This is a genomic window from Spirulina sp. CCNP1310 (assembly GCF_034932185.1).
Lineage (GTDB): Bacteria > Cyanobacteriota > Cyanobacteriia > Cyanobacteriales > Spirulinaceae > Spirulina.
On record NZ_JAYGHW010000008.1, the window covers coordinates 1 to 22,097 of the forward strand.

The window sequence follows — 22,097 nt, forward strand, 5'->3', positions numbered from 1 at the left end:
TACTTATTTTGAGATGGCGCTTACCTAGAACCACCCTTGCCTTTGCTCGATTCTGACCCCCTTTCTTCCTTCTGGAAACAGTGCGCTGCGACTGCTTGAGTCGTGACTCACTTTTCCTGAGATGTCGGGGGTTTCCCACTGTTTCACCGTTGCTATCGGTGTAGAACTCTTTGAGTCCAACGTCCAAGCCGATGGCTCGACCAGAGGGTTCAACAAATTCAGTCCGTTCTGCACGAATACAGAACTGGGCATAGTAGCCATCGGCTCTTTTGATGAGGCGAATTCGCTTAATCTGCTCTATGGGATAGAAATGCAGATCACGAGTGCCTTTGAGCTTTAGTCTACCAATGCCCTTCTTGTCGGTGAAGGTGATTGCCTTGCGATTCTCATCTAACTTCCACCCAGAGGTTTTGTACTCTACTGAGCGGTTATTTTTCTTGAAGGAGGGGAATCCTTTTTTTCCGGGGATACCCTTCTTGCAGTTTTCGTAGAATCGCGAGATTGCACTCCAGGCTCTTTCTGCGGATGCTTGGCGAGCCATGCTGTTGAGTTCAGCGGCAAAAGGGAATTCCTGAGCAAGTTGAGCACATAGCTTTTGCAGATCGTTCTGTCCAGTTCCCCGATTGTCCATCCAATAACGGATGGCTTTGTTTCGGATAAACTGGACTGTTCTCACCGCCTCGTCTATGGCGCTGAATTGCTGGGGCTTTCCGTAGGCTTTAAACTCTAGTACAATCATCGTTATATCCTAGCCCACAACATAACCGCCCTGCAAGGACGGCGACTAAAGTCGCCCTGTCGTCTTTCATCCCCGCGAAGACAGCGACGTTGCTCTAAGACTCCCGCACTATTTTCGTAAAGAATTACGAGCAGGGAAGTTTCGGGGCGATCGCCCACCCCTCGCCCCGAAACTCCCCCGCTGGCTACAAGTTGCGTTAATGTGATTGCGTCGCTCAAAGCCGGAGAAGCGCTTGATCCTGAACAGCCAACCCCACTATAAATTTTTTTCATGATGGATGTCCTTTGGCTGGATTGTTTTTCTACGCCCCTTGACCGTTGTCATGTGGGGGATACCGTTGCTGCCCTCAGTCGTTTGGCGCAAAATGGCGAGTTTATTGCACCGGGCCTTGTGGTTCCTGTCACCGCATTGACGAATTTTTTAAGACAAATTGGTGATGATCATTTGGTGGTGCGGGACTTATTAGATCGCTCCCTACGGTTTGGGGGGGGGAATTATCGAGTTTTACACCACTTGGCTCAACAAATCCGCCAATTGATTCAAACTACACCCTTTCCCCATGACCTGAAACGGTCTCTGGATGACAGTCTGCCTCGCTTGGCTAGCCCGGTGGTGCGCCTTTCACCTTCTTTGGTGTATCGCCCCCACCAAGGCTTTAACGTTGAACAAATGTGGCGATCGCCCTCCGTCCCTAATCAAACCCACACCGTCATCGCCGCCATTCAAGACCTTTGGGGGGAACTGTTTGCCGCCCGTAACCTCTTTTATTGGCAACAGCAGGAGGTGGTGATTGCTGATTTGCATTTGGCGATTTTGATTCAGCCGGTGGTGGCGGCCAAGGCTAGCGGAACATTGATGCTCCAGGAAAGCGGCTGGGCCCTTGAAGCGATCCATGGCCTGCCCCATCCCGAGGGCCTGCCGGCCCCAGCCCCCGACCGTTATTGTGGCCCTTGGTATTCGGAAAAATTCTCCCATTGGCGGGAAGGCTCCCAACACCATGCCTATTACCTCGACCGTGAACCAGAAGAGGAGCGACCGGCGACGATCATGACTGTGCCTCTCACCGATGTGCTGGAGGCGGTGCTGACCCCCTCGGAGGTGCTGGAACTTCAGGCTTTGGCCCAACGCTGCTACGACCAGGGCGATCGCCACCATATCCTCGCCTGGCAATGGTACGACACCCTCCCCCAAGTCACCCACTATCACCATCAGGAAACGCCCCTCGCAATTCCCCTCCCCTCAACCCTCCCCTCACCCACAGTAACCCCTTGGCTAACGGGGGTGAGTGCGGCGCGGGGAACGGTGGAGGGGCCAGTGTTTTGTATTCCCCAGCCCCATGCTAATCCCGCCCAATTTCCGACGGGGGCGATCTGGGTGGCGGCGGATTTTGCCCCGCCTTGGCTGCCCCACCTCTACCGGGCGGGGGGATTGATCCTCGAACAGTCCCAGATGACCAGCCATGGGGCCTTGATGGCGCGAGAATTGGGGATTCCGGCCTTGGTGGGGGTGGTGGGAGCGGTGCGATCGCTCCGGGGGGTGGCTTCTGTGTATCTCGATGGCAATCAGGGGGTTGTCCTCCACAATGCCCCCCTCCTCCCAGAACCGACCCCGATCATGCCCACCGTTGGCCCTGGCCTCACCCTCACTCAGGTTTGGGTGAACCTCAGTCAACCCCAAACCTTTAACCCCCAACTGCCCTTGCCCGTGGATGGGGTGGGGTTGCTTCGCTCCGAGTTAATGATTCTGCCCCTGCTACAAACAGCACCGGAACCCACCCCTACACCGTTGCTCTGGTGGTTAGACCACCCGCAGCAGTTGGTGGCGCAGTTGGTGGAATGGTTGCGGCCGGTGGTGGCGGCCATGGCTCCCCGGCCGGTGTTTTATCGCTCCACGGATTGGCGATCGCCAGATTTTCCCCCCCTACCCAACCTGCCCCGAGGCGGTACAAATCCCGCCTTAGGTCTGCGAGGAACAGCGATTTATGGGTATAACAGCAGCCTGTTTGATAGCGAACTGCGAGCGCTGCAACAACTTCAGGCGGAATATGGCAACCTGCGGCTGATTCTGCCCTTTGTGCGCAGTGTCACGGAATGGCAAACAGCCCGCGATCGCATTGCCGCCATGGGTCTGCTCACCACCGAAGATTTTCAACTCTGGCTCATGGCAGAAGTCCCTTCCGTACTGTTTCAGTTACCCGACTATGCAGCGGTGGGCGTGCAAGGGGTAGCGATCGGGCCGAGGGATTTTGCCCAATTATTACTGGGCGTTGAACCCAGTTCCGGCGTATTAACCGCATCCGCCTTAGATGATCACCCAGCCCTCTGGGCCGCCTTAGAATCCCTGATCCAAACCGCCAATGATCTCCATCTACCCACCTCCCTCTGTAGCTCCACCCTCCGCCTCAGTCCAGCCAATTTAGAGCGCTTAATTGCTGCCGGAATCATGGCTATTTCCGTAGAGCGGGATACCGTGGTCAGCATTCGCCAACAGATTTTAGCCGTTGAACAAGGATTGCTGCGAGCCAGCTTAACAAGAGAAAAGAGAAAAGAGGAAAGAGAATAGAGCATTGAGAATAGAGCCAGGGGTTCAGGGGTTCAGGGGCGAAAAATTTTTCGCCCCTACATTCAAGCATCAATCCCCACTTCCCACTTCCCACTTCCCACTTCCCACTTCCCACTTCCCACTTCCCACTTCCCACTTCCCACTTCCCACTTCCCACTTCCCACTTCCCACTTCTCATCACAGCCAAAGAAGAATGTAGGATAGGAATTGATCATCCTTGGAAAAAATTGGGGCGGGTATGACGGATGTGGTAAATCAAGAGACGATAGAACCATGGGAATTGATTTCTCCTCCGGTGGAGACGGTGGATCTCACCCTCCCGCAGCGGTTGCGGTTGGGGGTTTTGGCTTCTGGAAGTGGGAGTAATTTTGCGGCGATCGCCCAAGCCATAGCCGCCCAAACCCTTAATGCCCAAATTCAGGTCTTGATCTACAACAATCCCCAGGCCAAGGCAGCGGAGCGGGCCACTCAATACCATGTACCCACCGTCCTCCTCAACCATCGCCACTACCCCCACCGGGAAGACCTCGATGGGGAAATTGTCAAAATCTTTAAAGCACATAATGTCGAATGGGTCGTGATGGCGGGGTGGATGCGGATTGTGACGGCGGTGCTGCTAGAGGCCTATGGCGATCGCGTTTTGAATATTCACCCCAGTTTGCTCCCCAGCTTCCCCGGCATCCATGGTGTAGAGCAGGCCCTCGCAGCGGGGGTGAAAATTACCGGCTGTACCGTGCATTTTGCCGATCTTGAAGTGGATAGTGGCCCGATCATCATGCAAGCCGCCGTGCCGATCCTCCCCACCGATACCGCCGAAACCCTCCATGCCCGCATTCAAATCCAAGAGCATCGGATTTATCCCCAGGCGATCGCCCTTGCGGCCAAGCTCAAACCCTAGGGAAATCCAAAACCCCGTAGGGGCGAAAAAATTTTTCGCCCTCACCCATTTCCCTAGGAAAAATTAAGTCTTTAAGCCAGTCTTTACGCCTTGCAGTGGGTGACTTCAATCACCGTATGGACATTGCCTCTAGGGGTGAAATCGCCCTTAATCGTCATTTCCAGGGGATCACAGGCAGCAACCAGATCATCAAGAATTTGATTCACCGTTTCTTCGTGGGAAATGTAGCGATCGCGATAGCTATTGATGTAAAACTTCATCGTTTTCAATTCAATCACCCGCTGATCCGGGCAATAGGTGACGTACATTGTCGCAAAATCAGGATAGCCGGAAAAGGGGCATTTACAGGTAAATTCCGGCAGCGTAACGGCAATGGTATAGCGACGACCGGGGCGGGGATTGGGAAACGTGATCAGGGAACTTTCGGCAATTTCGCGCTCGCCATATTTGACTTCTGGGGTCAAGGTGGATTCTGACATGGATTTAAGGTAAAGATTGCAGGCTCAACTGGTTATTTTCCTTCCCAATCCGGGCAGTGGGTATCGCCTTTGCCGTGGGGGTGAATGGCACAAACCAGCAGATTCTTATTATAAACATGACCATGGTAGTTAACGCAGCCTTGGCAGGTGGGGGGCGGTGCTACCCAGTCTACGGTGGTGAAGGTGTTGAGGTCGTCGTCATTGAGCCAATCCACCAAAGTATGGCCCCGGGGTTCGGTAATTTCTGACCATAACTCCCCCATAAGCTGCTCCCAATCGCTGGGGGTCATTTCTTCAATTTCGTGGCTAATCGCTTCGGCAACATGGGTTAAATCCTGCACCACATCTTCAATTTCAGTGACAACATCGGTGCAAAATGTCCAGAGTTCTTTAGTCCAGTCTTCCATGGTGATGAGGGTTGCCGAAGGGGGATTGGGGATTTAGGATTGGAGGCGGCGGAGTTCGTCCTGAAGGGCTTGGACTTGTTGCCGCAGTTGGTCAACGTGGTCGGGGTTTTCCCCTGGGGTGTCGTCGTCAATGATTTCAATGCGACGGGGGCCCGGTTCTGGGGGGTTGGGGTCTGTCCCTTCTGTCATTGGTGGTTTTTGCGATTGCTGAATCAGATCATCGACAAATTTGCCCACTTCTTCCGACTGCAATTCGCCCCGCTTGACCATTTCTTCCGCCAGGAGTTGGGCCTGTTGACGGAGTTCTTGAAATTGGCTACTGGCTTTTTCTCCAGCAAAGGAGGCTAGACCCACACCGAGGTAAAAGGCTTTTTGGACAATGTTACCGAAACTGGCCATAGGGTGACTCTCACAACGTTAAGCGTTAGGGGGCGATGGGTGCGCTAACTCGGATTGCCCCCATCTTTGGGCGACCCACTCCTCCCATGGTAGATCAAATTTTTTCCGGTTGCGTGGGAGGAATCAGTTCGATGGTTTTGCCCTCCTGGGCCAAAGCACCTTGGGGAAAGACGGCTTGGACTTGGGCCCCGATGCTATCGAGGAAATCATCGGTGTGGAGGGGGTCGTGGTGGAAGATGATCAACTGCTTAACGTGGGCGGCTTCGGCTACCTTCACCGCCTCTTGCCAAGTGGAATGGCCCCAACCCACTTTACTGGTTTTGGGGTGGTTGTATTCCTCATCGGTGTAGCAGGCATCGATGATCAGCAGATCGGCATGGTCAGCAAGGCGCAGCACATTGGGATCGAGGTGGTCGGGAAAATGTTCGGTATCGGTGACATAGGCCACTGCTAACCCTTCCCACATGACGCGATAGCCCACTGCTTCCCCAGGGTGGTTGAGTTTGGCGCTGGCGATCGCCACCTCCCCAATCTCGATCGTCTCCCCAATCGTGACATCATGGAAACAGAGTTCCGACTGCATCACCTGAATGGGGACGGGAAAATTGGGGTGGAGCATCTGGTCGTGGTGACGCTGTTTGATGGTGGCCCCGTTGGGGGCGATCGCCCCATAGATATGGAAGCAATTGCCGCCGATAAACGCTGGCGTAAAAAACGGGAAACCTTGAATGTGATCCCAATGGGTATGGGTGAAAAAAATATGCGCCTCCAGGGGCATCTTTTGACTTAAAAGGGATTGCCCCAAAACGCGCAATCCCGTCCCCCCATCAAAAATCAACCGCTGTCCCCCGGCTTGCATTTCCACACAGGGAGTATTGCCGCCGTAGCGGACTGTCTCTGCACCAGGGCAGGGGATACTGCCCCGTACCCCCCAGAATTTAACTTTGAATCGTGATTGTTGCTCGGACATATCAGCGTGATGAAGATGGGTTTAGCCAGAACCAAAGGCAGAAAGGAACGGCGCAAGGAGGAAACGCCAGAGAATCTCTCTAGAATTAACCTGCACAGCTAGAGGACTCAACTCAGGATGAAGTTAAAAATCACTCCATTGATTTGCAGCGGCGAGGCCTGCTCCCAACTCGCCCAGCAAAGCTGTACAACCCAGAGATCGAGGGATCGATCCCGTCAAATTCAGTGAGCCGTTTGCTCCAGGATAACCAAATCTCGATCAATCGAGATCACTGAATTCAGGGAAATTACGGATCAGCCCTATTCTTGAAAATCATTCATGTTGAACAATAAGGGTAAACCGCCTTTGCTGTCGCCCCCCATCACCAAAACCTTGGGCATTTGTGAACCGCCATTGCGCCAAGCTTCGATCGCCTCTTTCTGTAACACTAAGCCCCCCCCTTGGGCCTTGAGGGTTTCCGCTAACAGCCGTTGGGCTTCGGCGCGTCCTTTGGCCCGGTTAATATCGGCTTGAGCCTGTTGCTCCGCCTCACGGGCAATGTAGATCGCCCGTTGGGCCCGCTGTTCGGCAATTTGCTTATCTTCGACAGCGTGGGCAAATTCTGGCGAAAATGTCAGATCTACCACACTGGTATCAAGGACGAGAATGCCGTAGCGATCAAGGCGCTCTGTTAAAGCGCGATCGAAGTCGTTTTTAAGCTCCGACCGTTTGGTAATCGATTCTTCTACCGTGCGGATCGCAGCGGCAATCTTAAAGGATTCTTGGGTTTGGGGGGCAATAATTTTCGAGACGACATTTTGCAGCGTTCCCTGTTCTCGCCGAATATTAACGACGTTAAAGGGGTCAAGGCGGAAGTTAATCGCAAAGCTGGCGGTGAGTTCCTGTAAATCTTTGGTGGAGCTTTGGGCTGGGACTTCAAATTTTTGCACCGTCACATCATAAATATCCACTTGGGAGACTAACGGCGGTTTAAAGTGAATGCCTTCGAGGAGGGGGCCATCTTGGGCTTTTCCCAAGACGCTGAGGACACCGGCTTGGCCGGGATTGATGATCACAAAGGAGTTAAAGCCGATCAAGACAATCAGCGCGGCAATAATGCCGCCGATCAGCGGTTGAAGGTTCGGGGTGGATGAATTTCGCAAAACAGGCTCCGGAATGAGAGAGATAAATTGAGAGGGTGAGGGGCGATCGCCCCATCGGGGGCAGGTTTAAATAAACCGTTTGATCGTGTCGTAGCGATCATCAAGGGGATTTTCATCAAAGCGTTGCAGGTGCTTTTCCCACTCGTTGAGCCACTGGGGGAGGGGTTTATCCCCCCCTTGATGTCGGGCGATCGCCGTTTGACATTGCTCATAGAACTGAGCAAAGCGCACATAGTTATCGAGATCCGCCCCTGAGATATTGTATCCAGAAGCCTGGGCAACTCCGGCAAACCCTTCCCGTGTGGCTGGACAGGGGGGCTTTAGTTGCTCTTGCAAGGCTGAATCGTCACAGACTTTTTGGAAAAATTTGATTACGTCATTTCGCCGAGACATTCCGTCTTCACTCTCTACAATGGGTCACAGGCTCCATTTTAAAGGAACTTTCTAACCCACTGAACGAGGAAGGAGTGGGTTTAACAAAAATATGCAAGGCGGAGGGGGCAAATTTAGCGATAATTATTAAATTGCAGGGCGACGGGGAACTCTTCCTGCTTGAGGAACTGCATCACCGCTTGGAGATCATCCTTGGATTTAGCCGTAACCCGCACCGAATCCCCCTGGACTGCGGCTTGGACTTTTTTAAACCCATCGCGGATCTGCTTGCTGATTTTCTTCGCCAACTCCACTTCAATCCCCTTTTGGAGCGTAATTTCTTGGCGAACCCGGCTACCGCTGGCGGACTCCACCTTACCGTAGACAAAGATTTTTTGCGAAAGATTGCGTTTTGCCGCCTTCTGGCGTAGGAGATCCTGGATTGTGTCCAGGGTCATTTCATTGTTGGTCTGGATGGTAATGGTGGTTTCGCTGAGTTCAACGGTACTGTTAGTGTCTTTAAGATCATAGCGACTTTTGAGTTCCCGCAGTACCTGATCCACTGCATTCACCATCTCTTGACGGTCGAAATCGCTGACCACATCAAAGGAAAAGGTAGAAGCCATAGATTAATCCACAAAAATAGAACCCACGTTTAACAAACTTAGGATATAGAGCGTCAGGCTGCAAGCCGTGCCGATGCCGAACATCAGCGATCGCCCCACGGGAATATTGGCCACATAAAAAACCGTGTGCAATAATCGCGCCACCAGGAAGGCGATCGCCCCCGCTGCAGCCCCTAGCGAATCCACCCCCACGATATAGGCCATCAAGGCAGCAGGAATATAAACGATCGCCGCTTCAAACCCATTCTGATGGGCCCAGGTTGCCCGTTGAGCATAGGGGGGCAAGCGATCGAACATCGCTCGCGGTGCGGCCAAATCCATCCCCACTTGGAAGCGACCATAGGCCATCACAAAAGCGGGGATGTAGGGCAAAGCCACTGCCCCGGCAATGGAATAAAGGATCACCACTGGAACAGCAAGGGTCATGGCTGTAACATCCTAGTCAAAATAAAACAGCGTCACCACCCGCCGTTGATCCTCGGCTTCGGCACAGGTTTGCAGTAGCGTATGGCTGTCATGGAAGGCAAAGCAGATCAACTGTTGACAGCGGGTAATGATTTCCCGATTGCAAATCGCGCTGGCTTCCGCCAGGGAAAGCTGATCATGATCGCCATGCTCGACCAAATGCACAACGTTTTCGAGGGTATCGCGGGATTCACGGGGTTGCCGAGCTAAACTTTGGGGCAAAATCACCGTGAGCAAATTGGGGTCGGCCCGCATTGCGCCTCGAATGGCCGCTAAATTAGTCCCCGTTGCGCCGGAGGTCATGACCCGATTTCCCGCCAGAACGAGGGCATAGGTCATGACCTCAATCAGGTTTTGATGGGTAATCGGCACATGGCGCGAGCCTAAGAGGGCAATGCGCTTGGAACTGGTTTGTTGAATAGTCGCAAGTTCCTGGGCGAGGCTATCGATTTCTTGAACTTCAATCGGCTGACTCAAGTTGGGTTGTGTAGATTGAAAATGACCCAAGTATTGTAACAAAACCCCTTGATTCCCGCGAATTTTCTCTCAAGTTCGCGGGTTTTCCCCCAAAAAGCCCCGATGTAGGATGATCTCAATAGCGCAATCCCTGGTGCGGCTCAGATGATTTCCCCGCTGTTGTGGCAAAAGGGAACTGTTTCGGGAGTTTTGCCCATGGTGTGAACTCTGTTGGCGGTCAACGGGATTGCGATCGCTTTCATCCCCCTTAGACTTCATGCTTGATCTGGATTTGTTAATTCGCGCTCGTTATCCTCTCCTTTATCTGGTGACACCGGAGGAAGAACCGCTGTTGCAGGCTTTGGGGGAGGTTGCCCAGCAGTTGGTTCCCCAGCGGCAGGTGTTGGTGTGGGATTTGGTGCGGGGTTGGCAGGACAACGGGACGCATCGCAATGCGGTGATGGGGGCCTTGGGGCGGGTGCGTACTGAGGAGGTGGAGCCGACTTTATTCATTCTCAAAGATCTGCATTTCATCCTGCAATATCCCCATAATCCTGCCAATGCTCCGGTGATTCGGGAGTTAAAAAACCTTGCCGCTGAATTGAAGTACACCCACCACACGCTGATTTTGACGAGCCACACGCTGATTTTGCCGTCGGAATTGGCCGAAGAGGTGACGGTGATTGATTTTCCTTTACCCGATGAGGGGGCGATCGCCCGCATTCTTCGGGATTTGGTAGCCCCGGATCAACTCCATCTCAATGATTTAGCGCAAGAGCAGTTAATTAAAGCCTGTCAAGGGTTGAGCCAAACCCGGATTCAGCGGGTGCTGGCCCGGGCCTTGGCCGCCAAGGGGGAAATTAACGCCACTGATATTGAAAGCGCGTTGGCGGAAAAAAAACAGGCAATCCGCCAAACGGGTTTATTGGAGTTCTACGCAGCGGAAGCCTCTTTAAAAAGTGTGGGGGGGTTGGAAAATCTCAAGCAGTGGGTGCGGTTGCGGAAAGATGCTTTTACGGAAGAAGCCCGCCGCTATGGGATTCCCAACCCTAAAGGGGTGCTGTTGGTGGGGATTCAAGGCACGGGGAAATCGTTATCAGCCAAGACCATTGCCCATGAATGGCGGTTGCCCTTGCTGCGCCTCGATACGGGGCGGCTGTTTGGGGGATTAGTGGGGGAGAGTGAAAGCCGGGTGCGGCGGATGATCCAAGTGAGTGAGGCGATCGCCCCCTGTGTCCTTTGGATTGATGAAATTGATAAGGCTTTCGGGAATATTAGCGGCGGCGTAGATGGGGATTCGGGGACATCGCGGCGGATGTTCGGGGCGTTGATCACCTGGATGCAGGAGAAAACCGCCCCCGTGTTCATCGTCGCGACGGCCAATAATGTGCGGATTCTCCCGGCGGAACTGTTGCGCAAAGGCCGGTTTGATGAAATTTTCTTCCTCAACCTGCCCACGGAAAAAGAGCGGATCGCCATTTTTAAAGTCCATCTCCAACGGTTGCGCCCGACGCGGTTACGGGAATTTAACCTCTCGCTGTTGGCAAAACAGACGAAGGATTTCAGCGGTGCGGAAATTGAGCAGGTGATTTTTGATGCGATGCATCAAGCCTTTGCGGAAGGCAATGAGGGGCAGCGGCGGGATTTTGTCGATCAAGATATTCTCCGCGCCATTGAGGAAACCGTCCCCCTATCAGCCATTGCCCGCGATCAAATTGAAGACCTCAAGCGCTGGTCGGCGGAAGTGGGGGCGCGGACGGCCTCCCAAGATAACGAGTTAACCCAGGCGTTGCGGGATTATATGAAGCGGCGGGGGTTTAAGCCGGGGGGAGAACTTTAGAGAGGAGAGAGGAAAGAGTTTTTTAGCTGTGGGGAGGGCGAAAAATTTTTCGCCCCTACATCACCGTAATCAGCGTGACGGGATTGAGGGGAGCCATGCGATGAAGGTGGGCGATGGGGTGCGATCGCGCCACATTCCATTGCAGCACTTGATAATCCTGACCCTGTAACGCAGTGAGAGCGATTTGTAGCGATTCTAAGGTGGCTAGGGCGATGACGATCCGCCCCCCCGGTTTTAACCGGCTGTGGCTGTGGCTGAGAATTGTCGCTAAATCTTGACCGCCACCGCCGATGAAGATGCGATCGGGGTCGGGTAACTCCGTTAACGCAGTGGGGGCTGTACCGGCGATCGCCGCCACCGTTACCCCAAACCGCTGGGCATTTTGGCCAATTAAATGAATCCCCATGGCGGTTTTCTCAATGGCGAACACCTGACTATCGGGGCAAAGTCGCGCCACTTCCACCGCCACCGACCCTGTACCCGCGCCAATATCCCACACCACCTGCCCCGGCATCAGGGCCAATTCCCCGAGAATCGCGATGCGGACTTCTCGCTTTGTCATCAGGCCGGGGCGATCGGGCCAGGTGAGAAAGTGGCGATCAGAAATACCCAATAAAGGTAGAGGGGGCAAAGGTTCCGCCTCGGTTTGGCGTACCATCACCACCACATTCAGCGGCGCAAAAGGCCCCTGTGCATCCAGCGGTAATCGCCAAACCCGTTCATCGGGGCCGCCCAAATTTTCACAAACCCAAATTTGATAGCGACTGGGAAGGTCGAGGGATTGATAGAGGGCGGCGATCGCCCCCGGATTGTGAACCCCATCGGTGAGGATGGCGATTTTTTCCGCCCCTTGGCGCAAATGTTGGCTCAATTCCTCCAAGTCGCGGCCATGGACACTGGTGAGGACAGCATCTTGCCAGGGGAGTTTTAACCGATTAAAGGCCAATTGAAGGGCGCTGACATGGGGGTGAAAAACTAAACTTTCCGCCGGAAACTGGGCCAACAGGAGGCGACCAATGCCAAAACAAAGGGGATCCCCAGAGGCCAAAACAGCGAGGCGATCGCCCCCCCGCCAGCGGGCTTCGGCAATGCGTAACGTTTCTGTAAAGGTTGTTAAAGGGAGGTGTTCTGCGGGAAGATGGGTAAAGCTGGCCAATTGGCGACGGCTGCCCACTAAGAGCGTTGCTTGCTCTAGGGCTAACCGTTGGGGTGCGGTGAGGGAATGCCAACCGGTCAGACCCATGCCCACCACAGGGATAAAAGGCAGAGGATTCGTTATCTGGATCACACTATCTTAAAAATCCCTCGCTAAAATTAGGTTGTGAGTTGCCCGCTACCCTGTGGGAGCGTGGCCACTCCATATCTTAAACTTGCCAGCATCTCAATTCGTTAACACGGTATGGAATCCAGTGGTTCGTCTGCCAAAGCTGCGGAGCCTCCTAGTCATAGGTGGAGCCAAGCGATCGGCACTTTTATTGCAATTTCAACGCTGATTATCCCGACATTAATCATTGCTTCCTATGCATCCCCCGATGGATTAGAACGTCAACGTACCACGACGACGCGATCGACTCGCCCGGACGCTTCCCCCCCACCTTGGCTGGCCTGGCTGGAGCGATCGCCCTAGCCCATTCCCTGAATCTGCTCACCATCGGCAATTACTGGTATTATTTGGGGTGCAATCCCATTGCATCAAGCATTGCGCGGCATTGCGCCCAGAGCCTTTCGGAGTATTTTCATGGATTTAGCGCGGATTCCAGCCCAACCCAAGCCCGGTCTTCTCAACGTTCTGATTGAGATTCCGGCGGGCAGCAAGAATAAGTACGAATTTGATAAAGACCTCAATGCCTTCGCCCTTGACCGAGTGCTGTATTCCTCGGTGCATTATCCCTACGACTATGGGTTTATCCCCAATACCCTCGCGGATGATGGCGACCCCCTTGATGGCATGGTGTTGATCGATCAGCCCACGTTCCCTGGCTGCGTCATTGCGGTGCGGCCCATTGGGATGTTGGAAATGATCGATGGGGGCGATCGCGATGAAAAACTGATCTGTGTCCCGGATAAAGACCCCCGCTATGCCCAGGTGAAATCCCTCGAAAATGTTTCGAGTCATCGCCTCGATGAAATTGCCGAATTTTTCCGAACCTATAAAAACTTGGAAAAGAAAGAGACGGAAATTTTGGGCTGGAAAGGGGTGAGCGAAGTCTTAACCCTGGTGGAGCGCTGTATCCAAGCTGCCCACTAGCATCCCCTTAACATGAGCAGGGGACAGTCCAGAAGGGGTTGTAATTGTGACCTAACTCACAAGCCCCCCGTGACAGTCACGCTACCATAGGGAGAAGCTTGGGATAGAATTATCCTGAACCCACTTCTGGGCAAGAGTAAAGCTCAACTAGGGTTTTGCCCCCTGCTCACCATTGATGACCATTACTTTCCTCGAAGTAGCGGGATGCAGTAGGAGTACAGGGATGCTCAATGACCATCGTGTTGACGTTATTCTCAGCCAGCAGCCGTAGATATCACAATGCCAAGTACCCATGATGTCCAGGAGGATAGCCTTGCTGTGAGTGTTGATGTGCAGTTTTGGGGCGTTCGTGATCAAATTGCAACTCCCGGTGAAGACACAGTACGGTACGGAGGCAATACATCCTGTGTGGAAGTCCGCACAGGCAAGTCTTGTTTGGTCTTTGATGGCGGGACAGGGTTACGAAAATTGGGAAACAGTCTGCTGGCGCGGATGCCCGTCGAGGCCCATATCTTTTTCACCCATTGCCATTGGGATCGCATTCAGGGCTTTCCGTTCTTTGTACCGGCTTTTATCCCGATCAATCATTTCCACATTTACGGAGCCAACGCTTCAAACGGCTCCACATTTCAACAGCGCCTCAGTAAGCAGATGCTCGGGCCGAATTTTCCGGTGCCGATCCAAGTGATGCAGTCGAAACTGGAGTTTCACGATCTCAATGATTTGGCGAAGCGGGAGATTGATGAAGAGGTGATCGTGGAAAGCTGTTTGCTCAATGATCATCATCGCTCAGTGGGCTATCGCATCACAGCCCACGGAACAACGATTGTCTATGCCATGAGTCCCGATGACTGCTTGGAAAGTGCCAGTTCCCCCTTGTTTGAGTTTGCTCGTCATGCGGATTTGTTAATGTTGGCGGCACCCCGGGCCACGGCGGCGGGGGTGCCGTTGGATTTTCAGGGGCGCGATCGCCTCCATGCCAATCTCAAAATGATTAAAGAGGTGGGCGTGAAGCAGGTGATTCTCTCCCTTCATAATCCCGACCACAGCGACGACTACCTCGACCATGTGGAAACCCAACTACAAACGTTGTTCCCGAATCTTTCCCTCGCCCGTGAAGGCATGGTGATTCCGTTGCCTTAACCCTAGCTCTCTTTTTTCTGTCATCCTGCCATGCCCTTTTTTGATCATCCTCCCGCTTGGCAGTTAAAGGCTGCCACCGTCACTGCTGAAACCGCCTACTTTACCCGCCGTCAAGCCCTCAAAGCGCTCTTAGGTTTCGGTGTGGCCAGCACGATTTTGCCTTTAACGGGGTGTAAAGCCGGTGCTCCCCAGGATGAGTTAGCCAAAACCTATAATTTACCTGCCCTGCCTTTTCGCCGTAATGGGGCCTTTGAGGTGGGCGATCGCCCCCTCACTACCCAAAACCTCGCCAGTCAGTACAACAATTTCTACGAATTTGGCGGCAATAAATCGATTTGGCGAGCCGCCCAAGCCCTCCCCACCGATGAATGGACGCTGGAAGTTACGGGGTTAGTGAATCAACCCCGCACCTATAATCTCGACGATCTCCGTAAAACCTTTGATCTCGAAGAGCGGATCTATCGGTTTCGTTGTGTAGAGGCTTGGTCGATGGTGTTGCCTTGGGTAGGGTTCCCGATGCATAAAATCATCGCGGCGGTCGATCCCCAACCAGCGGCCAAGTTTGTGCAGTTCACCTCCTTTTATGATCAAACCCTCACACCAGGGCCGGGTTTCCATTTGGGGGGATTGCCCTGGCCCTATCGGGAAGGGTTGCGCATTGAGGAGATGGCCAATGAGTTAGCATTTTTCGCCGTGGGGATTTACGGCAAGGAACTACCCAAGCAGCACGGCGCACCGATTCGGGCAGTTTTACCCTGGAAATATGGGTTTAAGGGGGCAAAATCCATTGTCAAAATCGAATTTGTGGCGGAGCAACCCGCCACCTATTGGCATACGCTGATTCCCAACGAGTACGGTTTTGAAGCCAACGTCAACCCCAACAAACCCCATCCCCGCTGGTCGCAAGCCCAGGAGCGATTTATCGGCCCCGGCGCAACCCTAGATTGGGAAATGAAGGAAACCCTCCCCTACAACGGCTATGGCGAACAGGTGGCTCATTTGTATGCTTAAAACAATGCTTAAAACAACCTCGTTACTTGGCTCTGCCAAGTAATGCTCCCCGGAGGCTCTGCCTCCACCAGACGGCAGAGCCGCCCTGGGGACGTGGCACGGCGGAGCCATGGCACGAGGATTAGGTTGGTCAGATATGCTAGGGCGGAGCCATGGCACGAGGTTTAGTTTCTAATAGCGCAGTTGATTTTGGGCGGCTTCGGAAATCACGGGTAAGTCTGCATACTGACCCCGGAGAGATTGGACAATGGCGAAAATTCCCGCCGCAAGGACGGCGATGAAAATAATACTTTCAATGCCGCCGGTAATCCAGGTCATTAAATCAGGGGTGGTATTGCGGAGGAAGGGATCGCTTAGGCCACTGGAAATGTTGAGAATATCTAAAACTAAGCGAATCAAAAACGCCAAAATTGAAATCAGGATTGCTTGTAATGTGTGAAAACGTAAAAAGTGGGCAACATCGCGATTATTCACCACTAATAAAAATAGGCCAAAAAATAAACCCATTTGCACCAGGGGAAAACCGCCAAGGGTGAAATTATAAACTGCCAATAATGGGCTTAAGGCTACAAATAATAGGAGTAAAGGGGGGAACAGACTTGCTAAAAACAGCCCAAAACCCAGCACATCTAAAATCGGCATTAAATAAACCAAGGCTCCGAAAATGCGGTCTTGGGTGCTGGTTGTGCCTCGCCAGGTCATGGGCTTTACTCCTTGAGTTTAATCTGATCCAATATTAGCGACCCGGAACCCCATTTGACATTCATAATAGGTGGCGGCTTCGGGGGGGTCGGTGCAAAGGGTGGGGCTATGGCCACAGGCGCGGATCGCACAGCCGAGCTTGCCCTGTCGCCAGCGGGGTTGGCCGTGGCAATCGGCTAGTAGACAGCCTTGGCAGACTTGCTGGGGGGTAAGAATTTGGGTATCTGTCACAATGACGAGCATTGTCCCCTCCCTGGTTGTGAATAATGGCACAATCTCATTAACTTTATCTTAATCGAAATCTGGGGAGAGCGGCGCGATCGCCCCTATCCCCAGATCGCAAAGTCAGGGTATGATGGGAAATCCGCACCCCACTGAAAGCGTTTTATTGCCATGGCCGACACTGATCTTCAGATTTTGCAGCAGAGCGATCCGGCGATCGCCGCCATCCTCAACCAAGAACTGCAACGCCAACGCGACCACCTCGAACTGATCGCCAGCGAAAACTTTACCTCTGCTGCGGTCATGGCCGCCCAAGGCTCCGTCCTCACCAACAAATATGCCGAGGGGCTGCCGAAAAAACGCTACTACGGCGGTTGTGAGTTTGTGGATCAGGCCGAGCAACTGGCCATTGATCGCGCTAAGGAATTGTTTGGGGCCGCCATGGCCAATGTGCAACCCCATTCCGGGGCCCAGGCTAACTTTGCCGTCTTCCTAACGCTCCTCAACCCTGGCGATAAAATCATGGGGATGGATCTCTCCCATGGGGGCCATCTCACCCATGGTTCCCCGGTGAATGTGTCGGGGAAATGGTTTGAAGTGGTGCAGTATGGGGTGAGTCAAGCGACGGAAACCCTCGATTATGATGAGGTAATGGCGATCGCCCAACGGGAAAAACCCAAACTGATCATCTGTGGCTATTCCGCCTACCCTCGCACCATTGATTTTGCCAAGTTTCGGGAAATTGCCGATGCCGTCGGAGCCTATCTGTTAGCAGACATGGCCCACATTGCCGGCCTCGTGGCGGCGGGCCTCCACCCCAACCCCGTTCCCTACTGCGATGTCGTCACCACCACCACCCACAAAACCTTACGCGGCCCCCGAGGCGGTTTGATTCTCTGCCGGGATGCGGAACTGGGCAAACAGTTAAATAAAGCCGTGTTTCCCGGAACCCAAGGCGGCCCCCTAGAGCACGTTATTGCAGCTAAAGCCGTGGCCTTTGGGGAAGCGTTGCGCCCGGAATTTAAAACCTACTGTGGTCAGGTGATTGCCAACGCCCAGGCCCTCGGTCAAGGGTTTGTGGATCGCGGCTTTAAAATTGTCTCCAATGGCACCGATAACCATTTGATTTTGGTGGATCTGCGCTCCATTGGCATGACTGGAAAAATGGCCGATGGTCTGGTGAGTGGCGTGAATATTACCGCCAATAAAAACACCGTGCCTTTTGACCCAGAATCCCCCTTTGTCACCAGTGGCCTACGGTTGGGATCGCCGGCCATGACGACGCGGGGCATGGGAGCAGGGGAATTTACCGAAATTGCTAACATTATCGCCGATCGCCTCCTCAACCCTGAGGATGAAACCGTAGCGGCCAACTGTCGCCAACGGGTGGCGGCATTGTGCGATCGCTTCCCCCTCTATCCCCATTTGCAAACCGCCCTACCCGCCTTGGTTTAATTGCCGCAAGAGAATAAACGGAGGGGAGAATTTTGAGATTTGGGGGCGATCGCCCTAGGCTTAGGCGGTAATTTAGTGTAGATTTTAGCTGAACCCTCCGGTGAATCCCTGACTCAATGTCTCCCCATCTCTACCATCTCATTGCCTTTTGTGTTTCAGCGATCGTTGTGTTGTGGAGCACCCCTGTGGTCAAGACCCTTGGCCTGAAAAGTGGCCATGTTGACCATCCCAACGAGCGTAAGGTTCACCGCCAGCCCATCGTGCGCTTAGGCGGTGTTTCGATTTTTGCCAGTACCCTCATTGCCCTGCTTTTGGTGTGGGGGTTGGGGGGGTTTGAGGGACTTTCTCCAGCGGCCCAAGCGGGGATCTGGGGGGTAGCCTTTGGCAGTGTGGGGTTTTTCTGTATTGGTTTAGCCGATGATCTGTTTAACCTTAGCCCCCTGTCGCGGTTAGCCATGCAGGTGGCGATCGCCGTCATTGTTTGGCATCTCGGCGTACAAATTGACTTCCTCTCCATCCCCTTTGAGGGGTTAGTGGATATTGGTTGGCTGAGTTTACCCATTACGGTGATTTGGTTGGTGGGCATGGCCAACGCGATTAACTGGATTGATGGTCTCGATGGTTTGGCGGCTGGAGTGTCGGGCATTGCAGCGGTGGTGATGCTAATCGTGACATTATTCATGAACCAGCCTGGCGCAGCCCTGATCGCCGCCGCCCTTGCTGGCGGTACGCTGGGGTTTCTCCGTTACAATTTCAACCCCGCACAAATTTTCATGGGGGATGGTGGCTCCTATTTCATTGGCTTCACCCTCGCAGGAGTGGGCGTGATTGGGTTAGTAAAAACGACAGCAGTAACAGCGGTATTGCTCCCTTATTTGATCCTCGCGGTTCCCATCCTCGATATGTCCGCCGTGATCATTTCCCGCCTCAGCCAAGGCAAATCTCCCTTTCGGGCCGATAAACGCCATCTCCACCACCGTTTGCTCGATGCGGGCATTTCCCAGCGCCTCACCGTTCTGTTCATCTACGCCTTAACCTTTTGGGTCGGCAGTTTAGCCCTGGCGTTTTCGGGAATTCCCAGCGGCTACACCTATGCCATTGGAGCGACGATGCTCTTGGCCTACGCCAGTTGGCAGGTGTGGCGCAATAGTAGCAAGGTGAGTGGTTAACCCAATGACGGCGGAAATTATTTGTGTGGGGACAGAGTTGCTCTTAGGGGAGATCCTCAATAGTAATGCCCAGTTTTTAGCGGGGGAGTTGGCGCGGTTGGGGATTCCCCATTATTTTCAAACGGTCGTGGGGGATAACATTGAGCGGATTCATCAGGTGTTGGCGTTGGCGGTGGGGCGATCGCACCTGATTATTTTTACCGGCGGCCTGGGGCCCACCCCCGATGATTTAACCACAGAGGCGATCGCCCAATTCTTCAATACCCCCCTCACTGAACGCCCGGAGGTGTTACAGGACATTACCGAAAAGTTTGCCCAACGTCGGCGGCAGATGACCGCCAACAACCGCAAGCAAGCGTTGCTGCCCCAAGGGGCGCAAGTGCTCCCCAATGCCACCGGCACGGCCCCCGGCCTAATTTGGGAACCGCAACCGGGGGTGACAATCCTCACGTTTCCCGGTGTCCCCTCAGAGCTATACCAGATGTGGCAACAAACCGCCGTCCCCTATCTCCACAGCCAAGGCTGGGGGCAGCAGGTGATCCACTCGCAAGTTTTGCGGTTTTGGGGCATTGGTGAATCGACGTTAGCGACAAAGGTAGCGGATTTTTTTACCTTAACGAACCCCACCGTTGCCCCCTACGCAGCGGCGGGGGAGGTACGGCTACGGCTTTCAGCGCGGGCGGATTCGGAAGCGGCGGCGATCGCCCTCATTGAACCCGTCGCGGCGCAAATTCGCACCATTGCCGGGGCAGATTATTTTGGCCAGGATGAGGCTACCTTAGCAACGGTCGTGGGGGATTTACTCAAAGCGCGGGATCACACTGTGGCGGTGGCGGAATCCTGCACCGGGGGCGGTTTGGGGGCGATGCTCACCGCTGCGCCGGGCAGTTCGGCCTATTTCTATGGCGGCGTGATTACCTATGCCAATGCTGCCAAGGTGAGACAGTTGGGCGTAAGTCCGGAAGTATTAGCCCAGCAAGGGGCGGTGAGTGAGCCGGTGGCCAAGCAGATGGCCCTGGGGGTGAAGGCCTTGGCGGGAACCGATTGGGGGATTAGTATTACTGGTATTGCGGGCCCCGATGGGGGAACAGAGCAGAAGCCAGTGGGGTTGGTGTATATCGGTTTAGCCCGTCCCGATGGGGGGGTGGATATTTTTGATTATCGCTTTGGCCAGGAGCGCGATCGCGCCACCATTCGAGACCTGAGCGCCTGCCATGCCCTCGATCGCCTCCGTCGCCAACTGTTAGGACTTTAACCCACCGCCCCTGATCCTTGAGGCAAAGCGCATTTTAGGGGCCATAGGCCAAAATACTTGCCATTGTTCATCATTTTTGTAAAATTTCGTTACAATAGAGCCAGAGATAAAACTCAATGTTAAAAAATAGCGTTCGCTCTTGAATGCTGTCGTTAAAATAGAACTAAGGTCTCACAGGAGCATTTTGTTCGATGGACTATTTAGATAAGGTATTGGAAGAACTCAAAGCATGGGCCCGCCGCATTGTCGAGGCACTCTTTGGCCCAGAACCGGAACCCGAACCGGAACTGATTCCCATTCCTGTGCATGACCGTCGTCGTTCTCGCTAACCCTAAAAGGACGGGCGACCCCGATGACCGACAACTCCATACCTTCCTTGAACATCTCGGTTCTTCACGGCCCCAACCTCAATCTGTTGGGGCAACGAGAGCCGGGAATTTATGGTGTTTTAACCCTTGCAGCGATTAACGCGCAACTGATGGCCGATGGGGCTGAGTTGGGCGTAAATCTTACCTGTTTCCAATCGAACCATGAGGGGGAACTGGTGGATCAGATCCAGGGCGGCCTCAATACCGTCGATGGGTTTGTGATCAACGCCGGAGCCTATACCCATACCAGCGTTGCGATCCGGGATGCGATCGCCGCCGTCCAAATCCCCACCGTCGAAGTCCACCTCAGCAACATCTACCGCCGCGAGGAATTCCGCCACCATTCCTATATCGCCCCCGTGGTAATTGGCCAAATTAGCGGCTTTGGGGCGATGAGTTACCGCTTAGGGTTAAAGGCCATTGTGGCCCATTTGCGGGGTTAGGGCGTGATCCCAACGGGGGATTTTCGGGGCGACTAAATTCTGTAGGGGCGTTGGCGTAAGCCTGCCGGAGGCACAAAAATTTTTCGCCCCCACGCCAATCATGACGCGATCACGCACCAAACCCAAAGCTAGCAACAGGACTTGAACCCGCAACCGTCTCATTACAAGTGAGGTGCTCTACCAATTGAGCTATGCTAGCAAACAGTCAACTATGGTAGCAAAAAAAACTAAACCGTGGCAAATAATTCAAAAATTTGCCGACAAAACACCTTGAGTTTCTCCGTCACATCGCCATAGGGTAGATCCGAACCCTCAATGTGCCAGCGATCCACCGTCGAAAACCGCCAAGCCTCACCGCGATGATTAAAACCGGCCACCTCAACGCCAATCAGCCGCCGCTCTTCCCCCTCCCCATGGAAGCGAACTTGCACCAAAATGCTCCGCCCCTGAAGCCGGGGACTCCAGCCGGGGAAATGAAAGCCGAGATCAATGGAATCGGGATCGACCCATTCTTGTGTATCGGGATCACTGCGCCAGGGGGTGAGATCCGCCTTGGCATCGGGGAATTCCACTTTAAATAAATTGGCGATCGCAGCAATTTTGGTGGTCAGTTCTAGGTCTTTGGCTTGTTCTGCGGCATTCACGCGCCAGACTCCTCTCTGTTAACAGGGGCTTAACCTAGGGTTATACAACAAAATTTTAGCGAATGTAACGAGGATGATACGA

The 22,097-nt window shown here is 53.7% G+C and carries 26 protein-coding genes and 1 tRNA gene; 12 read left to right on the plus strand and 15 right to left on the minus strand.

Features of this window, described 5'->3' with window-relative positions; all coding sequences use genetic code 11:
- Window positions 1-739, minus strand: a 739-nt coding sequence (locus tag VB712_RS03790) for a transposase (protein WP_323252288.1), incomplete at its 3' end; no start/stop codon positions are given.
- A 273-nt stretch (window positions 740-1,012) separates the two neighbouring features.
- On the opposite strand from VB712_RS03790, the gene VB712_RS03795 reads away from it, so the two are divergent.
- The gene (locus VB712_RS03795) at window positions 1,013-3,301 is read left to right on the plus strand and encodes a putative PEP-binding protein (RefSeq protein ID WP_323252290.1); all 2,289 of its coding nucleotides are present in this window, start codon (window positions 1,013-1,015) and stop codon (window positions 3,299-3,301) included.
- A 238-nt stretch (window positions 3,302-3,539) separates the two neighbouring features.
- On the plus strand, window positions 3,540-4,199 hold the full coding sequence (gene purN, locus VB712_RS03800; protein ID WP_323252292.1) for a phosphoribosylglycinamide formyltransferase: 660 nt from the start codon (window positions 3,540-3,542) through the stop codon (window positions 4,197-4,199).
- An 83-nt stretch (window positions 4,200-4,282) separates the two neighbouring features.
- Here the strand turns inward: purN and queF are convergent, their stop codons facing one another.
- From queF to VB712_RS03845, 9 genes are all read right to left on the minus strand, one after another.
- Window positions 4,283-4,678, minus strand: coding sequence for a preQ(1) synthase (gene queF / locus VB712_RS03805; RefSeq protein ID WP_323252294.1), 396 nt, complete (start codon window positions 4,676-4,678; stop codon window positions 4,283-4,285).
- 32 nt (window positions 4,679-4,710) lie between these two features.
- A complete protein-coding gene (locus tag VB712_RS03810) occupies window positions 4,711-5,085 on the minus strand; it encodes a hypothetical protein (RefSeq protein ID WP_323252296.1) in 375 nt (124 codons plus the stop codon).
- 33 nt (window positions 5,086-5,118) lie between these two features.
- On the minus strand, window positions 5,119-5,484 hold the full coding sequence (locus tag VB712_RS03815; RefSeq protein ID WP_323252297.1) for a hypothetical protein: 366 nt from the start codon (window positions 5,482-5,484) through the stop codon (window positions 5,119-5,121).
- A gap of 94 nt (window positions 5,485-5,578) precedes the next feature.
- Window positions 5,579-6,454: an MBL fold metallo-hydrolase gene (locus VB712_RS03820; RefSeq protein WP_323252299.1), complete on the minus strand. Its 876-nt coding sequence runs from the start codon at window positions 6,452-6,454 to the stop codon at window positions 5,579-5,581.
- A gap of 299 nt (window positions 6,455-6,753) precedes the next feature.
- Window positions 6,754-7,596 (minus strand): prohibitin family protein, encoded by an 843-nt coding sequence (locus tag VB712_RS03825; protein WP_323252301.1) that lies wholly within the window; start codon window positions 7,594-7,596, stop codon window positions 6,754-6,756.
- Window positions 7,597-7,662: 66 nt separating this feature from the next.
- Window positions 7,663-7,989: a Nif11-like leader peptide family natural product precursor gene (locus tag VB712_RS03830; protein ID WP_323252303.1), complete on the minus strand. Its 327-nt coding sequence runs from the start codon at window positions 7,987-7,989 to the stop codon at window positions 7,663-7,665.
- 113 nt (window positions 7,990-8,102) lie between these two features.
- Window positions 8,103-8,594, minus strand: a complete 492-nt coding sequence (locus VB712_RS03835; RefSeq protein WP_323252305.1) for a YajQ family cyclic di-GMP-binding protein — start codon at window positions 8,592-8,594, stop codon at window positions 8,103-8,105.
- Between the two features lie 3 nt (window positions 8,595-8,597).
- Window positions 8,598-9,020, minus strand: coding sequence for an MAPEG family protein (locus VB712_RS03840; protein ID WP_323252307.1), 423 nt, complete (start codon window positions 9,018-9,020; stop codon window positions 8,598-8,600).
- 12 nt (window positions 9,021-9,032) lie between these two features.
- Complete coding sequence (locus VB712_RS03845) at window positions 9,033-9,536, minus strand: DNA recombination-mediator protein A (protein ID WP_323252309.1); 504 nt, start codon at window positions 9,534-9,536, stop codon at window positions 9,033-9,035.
- Window positions 9,537-9,792: 256 nt separating this feature from the next.
- On the opposite strand from VB712_RS03845, the gene VB712_RS03850 reads away from it, so the two are divergent.
- Window positions 9,793-11,355, plus strand: a complete 1,563-nt coding sequence (locus VB712_RS03850; protein WP_323252311.1) for an AAA family ATPase — start codon at window positions 9,793-9,795, stop codon at window positions 11,353-11,355.
- A 55-nt stretch (window positions 11,356-11,410) separates the two neighbouring features.
- Here VB712_RS03850 and cbiE read toward each other — a convergent pair whose 3' ends face one another.
- The gene (cbiE, locus tag VB712_RS03855; RefSeq protein ID WP_323252313.1) at window positions 11,411-12,598 is read right to left on the minus strand and encodes a precorrin-6y C5,15-methyltransferase (decarboxylating) subunit CbiE; all 1,188 of its coding nucleotides are present in this window, start codon (window positions 12,596-12,598) and stop codon (window positions 11,411-11,413) included.
- Window positions 12,599-12,754: 156 nt separating this feature from the next.
- Here cbiE and VB712_RS03860 point away from each other — a divergent pair, with 156 nt between their 5' ends.
- The 4 genes from VB712_RS03860 to msrP all read left to right on the plus strand — a co-directional run bounded on the left by VB712_RS03860 (window position 12,755) and on the right by msrP (window position 15,757).
- Window positions 12,755-12,982 carry a hypothetical protein gene (locus VB712_RS03860; RefSeq protein ID WP_323252315.1) on the plus strand — a complete coding sequence of 76 codons (228 nt, stop codon included), beginning with the start codon at window positions 12,755-12,757 and terminating at the stop codon, window positions 12,980-12,982.
- A gap of 111 nt (window positions 12,983-13,093) precedes the next feature.
- Entirely contained in the window at window positions 13,094-13,603 is a 510-nt protein-coding gene (locus tag VB712_RS03865; RefSeq protein ID WP_323252427.1) for an inorganic diphosphatase, read from the plus strand.
- Window positions 13,604-13,882: 279 nt separating this feature from the next.
- Window positions 13,883-14,746 carry an MBL fold metallo-hydrolase gene (locus VB712_RS03870; protein WP_323252317.1) on the plus strand — a complete coding sequence of 288 codons (864 nt, stop codon included), beginning with the start codon at window positions 13,883-13,885 and terminating at the stop codon, window positions 14,744-14,746.
- Window positions 14,747-14,776: 30 nt separating this feature from the next.
- Window positions 14,777-15,757, plus strand: a complete 981-nt coding sequence (msrP, locus tag VB712_RS03875; protein WP_323252319.1) for a protein-methionine-sulfoxide reductase catalytic subunit MsrP — start codon at window positions 14,777-14,779, stop codon at window positions 15,755-15,757.
- Window positions 15,758-15,928: 171 nt separating this feature from the next.
- On the opposite strand, the gene VB712_RS03880 is transcribed toward msrP, so the two are convergent.
- A complete protein-coding gene (locus tag VB712_RS03880) occupies window positions 15,929-16,459 on the minus strand; it encodes a Tic20 family protein (protein WP_323252321.1) in 531 nt (176 codons plus the stop codon).
- An 18-nt stretch (window positions 16,460-16,477) separates the two neighbouring features.
- Window positions 16,478-16,702, minus strand: a complete 225-nt coding sequence (locus VB712_RS03885; RefSeq protein WP_323252323.1) for a hypothetical protein — start codon at window positions 16,700-16,702, stop codon at window positions 16,478-16,480.
- Window positions 16,703-16,852: 150 nt separating this feature from the next.
- Between VB712_RS03885 and glyA the strand changes: the two genes are divergently transcribed.
- The 5 genes from glyA (at window position 16,853) to aroQ (ending at window position 21,371) form a co-directional block, all read left to right on the plus strand.
- Entirely contained in the window at window positions 16,853-18,136 is a 1,284-nt protein-coding gene (gene glyA / locus VB712_RS03890; protein WP_323252325.1) for a serine hydroxymethyltransferase, read from the plus strand.
- Between the two features lie 116 nt (window positions 18,137-18,252).
- Window positions 18,253-19,305: an MraY family glycosyltransferase gene (locus VB712_RS03895; RefSeq protein ID WP_323252327.1), complete on the plus strand. Its 1,053-nt coding sequence runs from the start codon at window positions 18,253-18,255 to the stop codon at window positions 19,303-19,305.
- A 4-nt stretch (window positions 19,306-19,309) separates the two neighbouring features.
- Window positions 19,310-20,560, plus strand: a complete 1,251-nt coding sequence (locus VB712_RS03900; RefSeq protein WP_323252328.1) for a competence/damage-inducible protein A — start codon at window positions 19,310-19,312, stop codon at window positions 20,558-20,560.
- A gap of 191 nt (window positions 20,561-20,751) precedes the next feature.
- Window positions 20,752-20,889 (plus strand): hypothetical protein, encoded by a 138-nt coding sequence (locus tag VB712_RS03905; protein WP_323252330.1) that lies wholly within the window; start codon window positions 20,752-20,754, stop codon window positions 20,887-20,889.
- Window positions 20,890-20,912: 23 nt separating this feature from the next.
- Window positions 20,913-21,371: a type II 3-dehydroquinate dehydratase gene (gene aroQ, locus VB712_RS03910; protein ID WP_323252332.1), complete on the plus strand. Its 459-nt coding sequence runs from the start codon at window positions 20,913-20,915 to the stop codon at window positions 21,369-21,371.
- Between the two features lie 126 nt (window positions 21,372-21,497).
- Here the strand turns inward: aroQ and VB712_RS03915 are convergent.
- A tRNA-Thr gene (locus tag VB712_RS03915) sits at window positions 21,498-21,570 on the minus strand.
- A 28-nt stretch (window positions 21,571-21,598) separates the two neighbouring features.
- Window positions 21,599-22,015 (minus strand): hypothetical protein, encoded by a 417-nt coding sequence (locus tag VB712_RS03920; RefSeq protein WP_323252334.1) that lies wholly within the window; start codon window positions 22,013-22,015, stop codon window positions 21,599-21,601.
- Window positions 22,016-22,097: the final 82 nt, after the last annotated feature.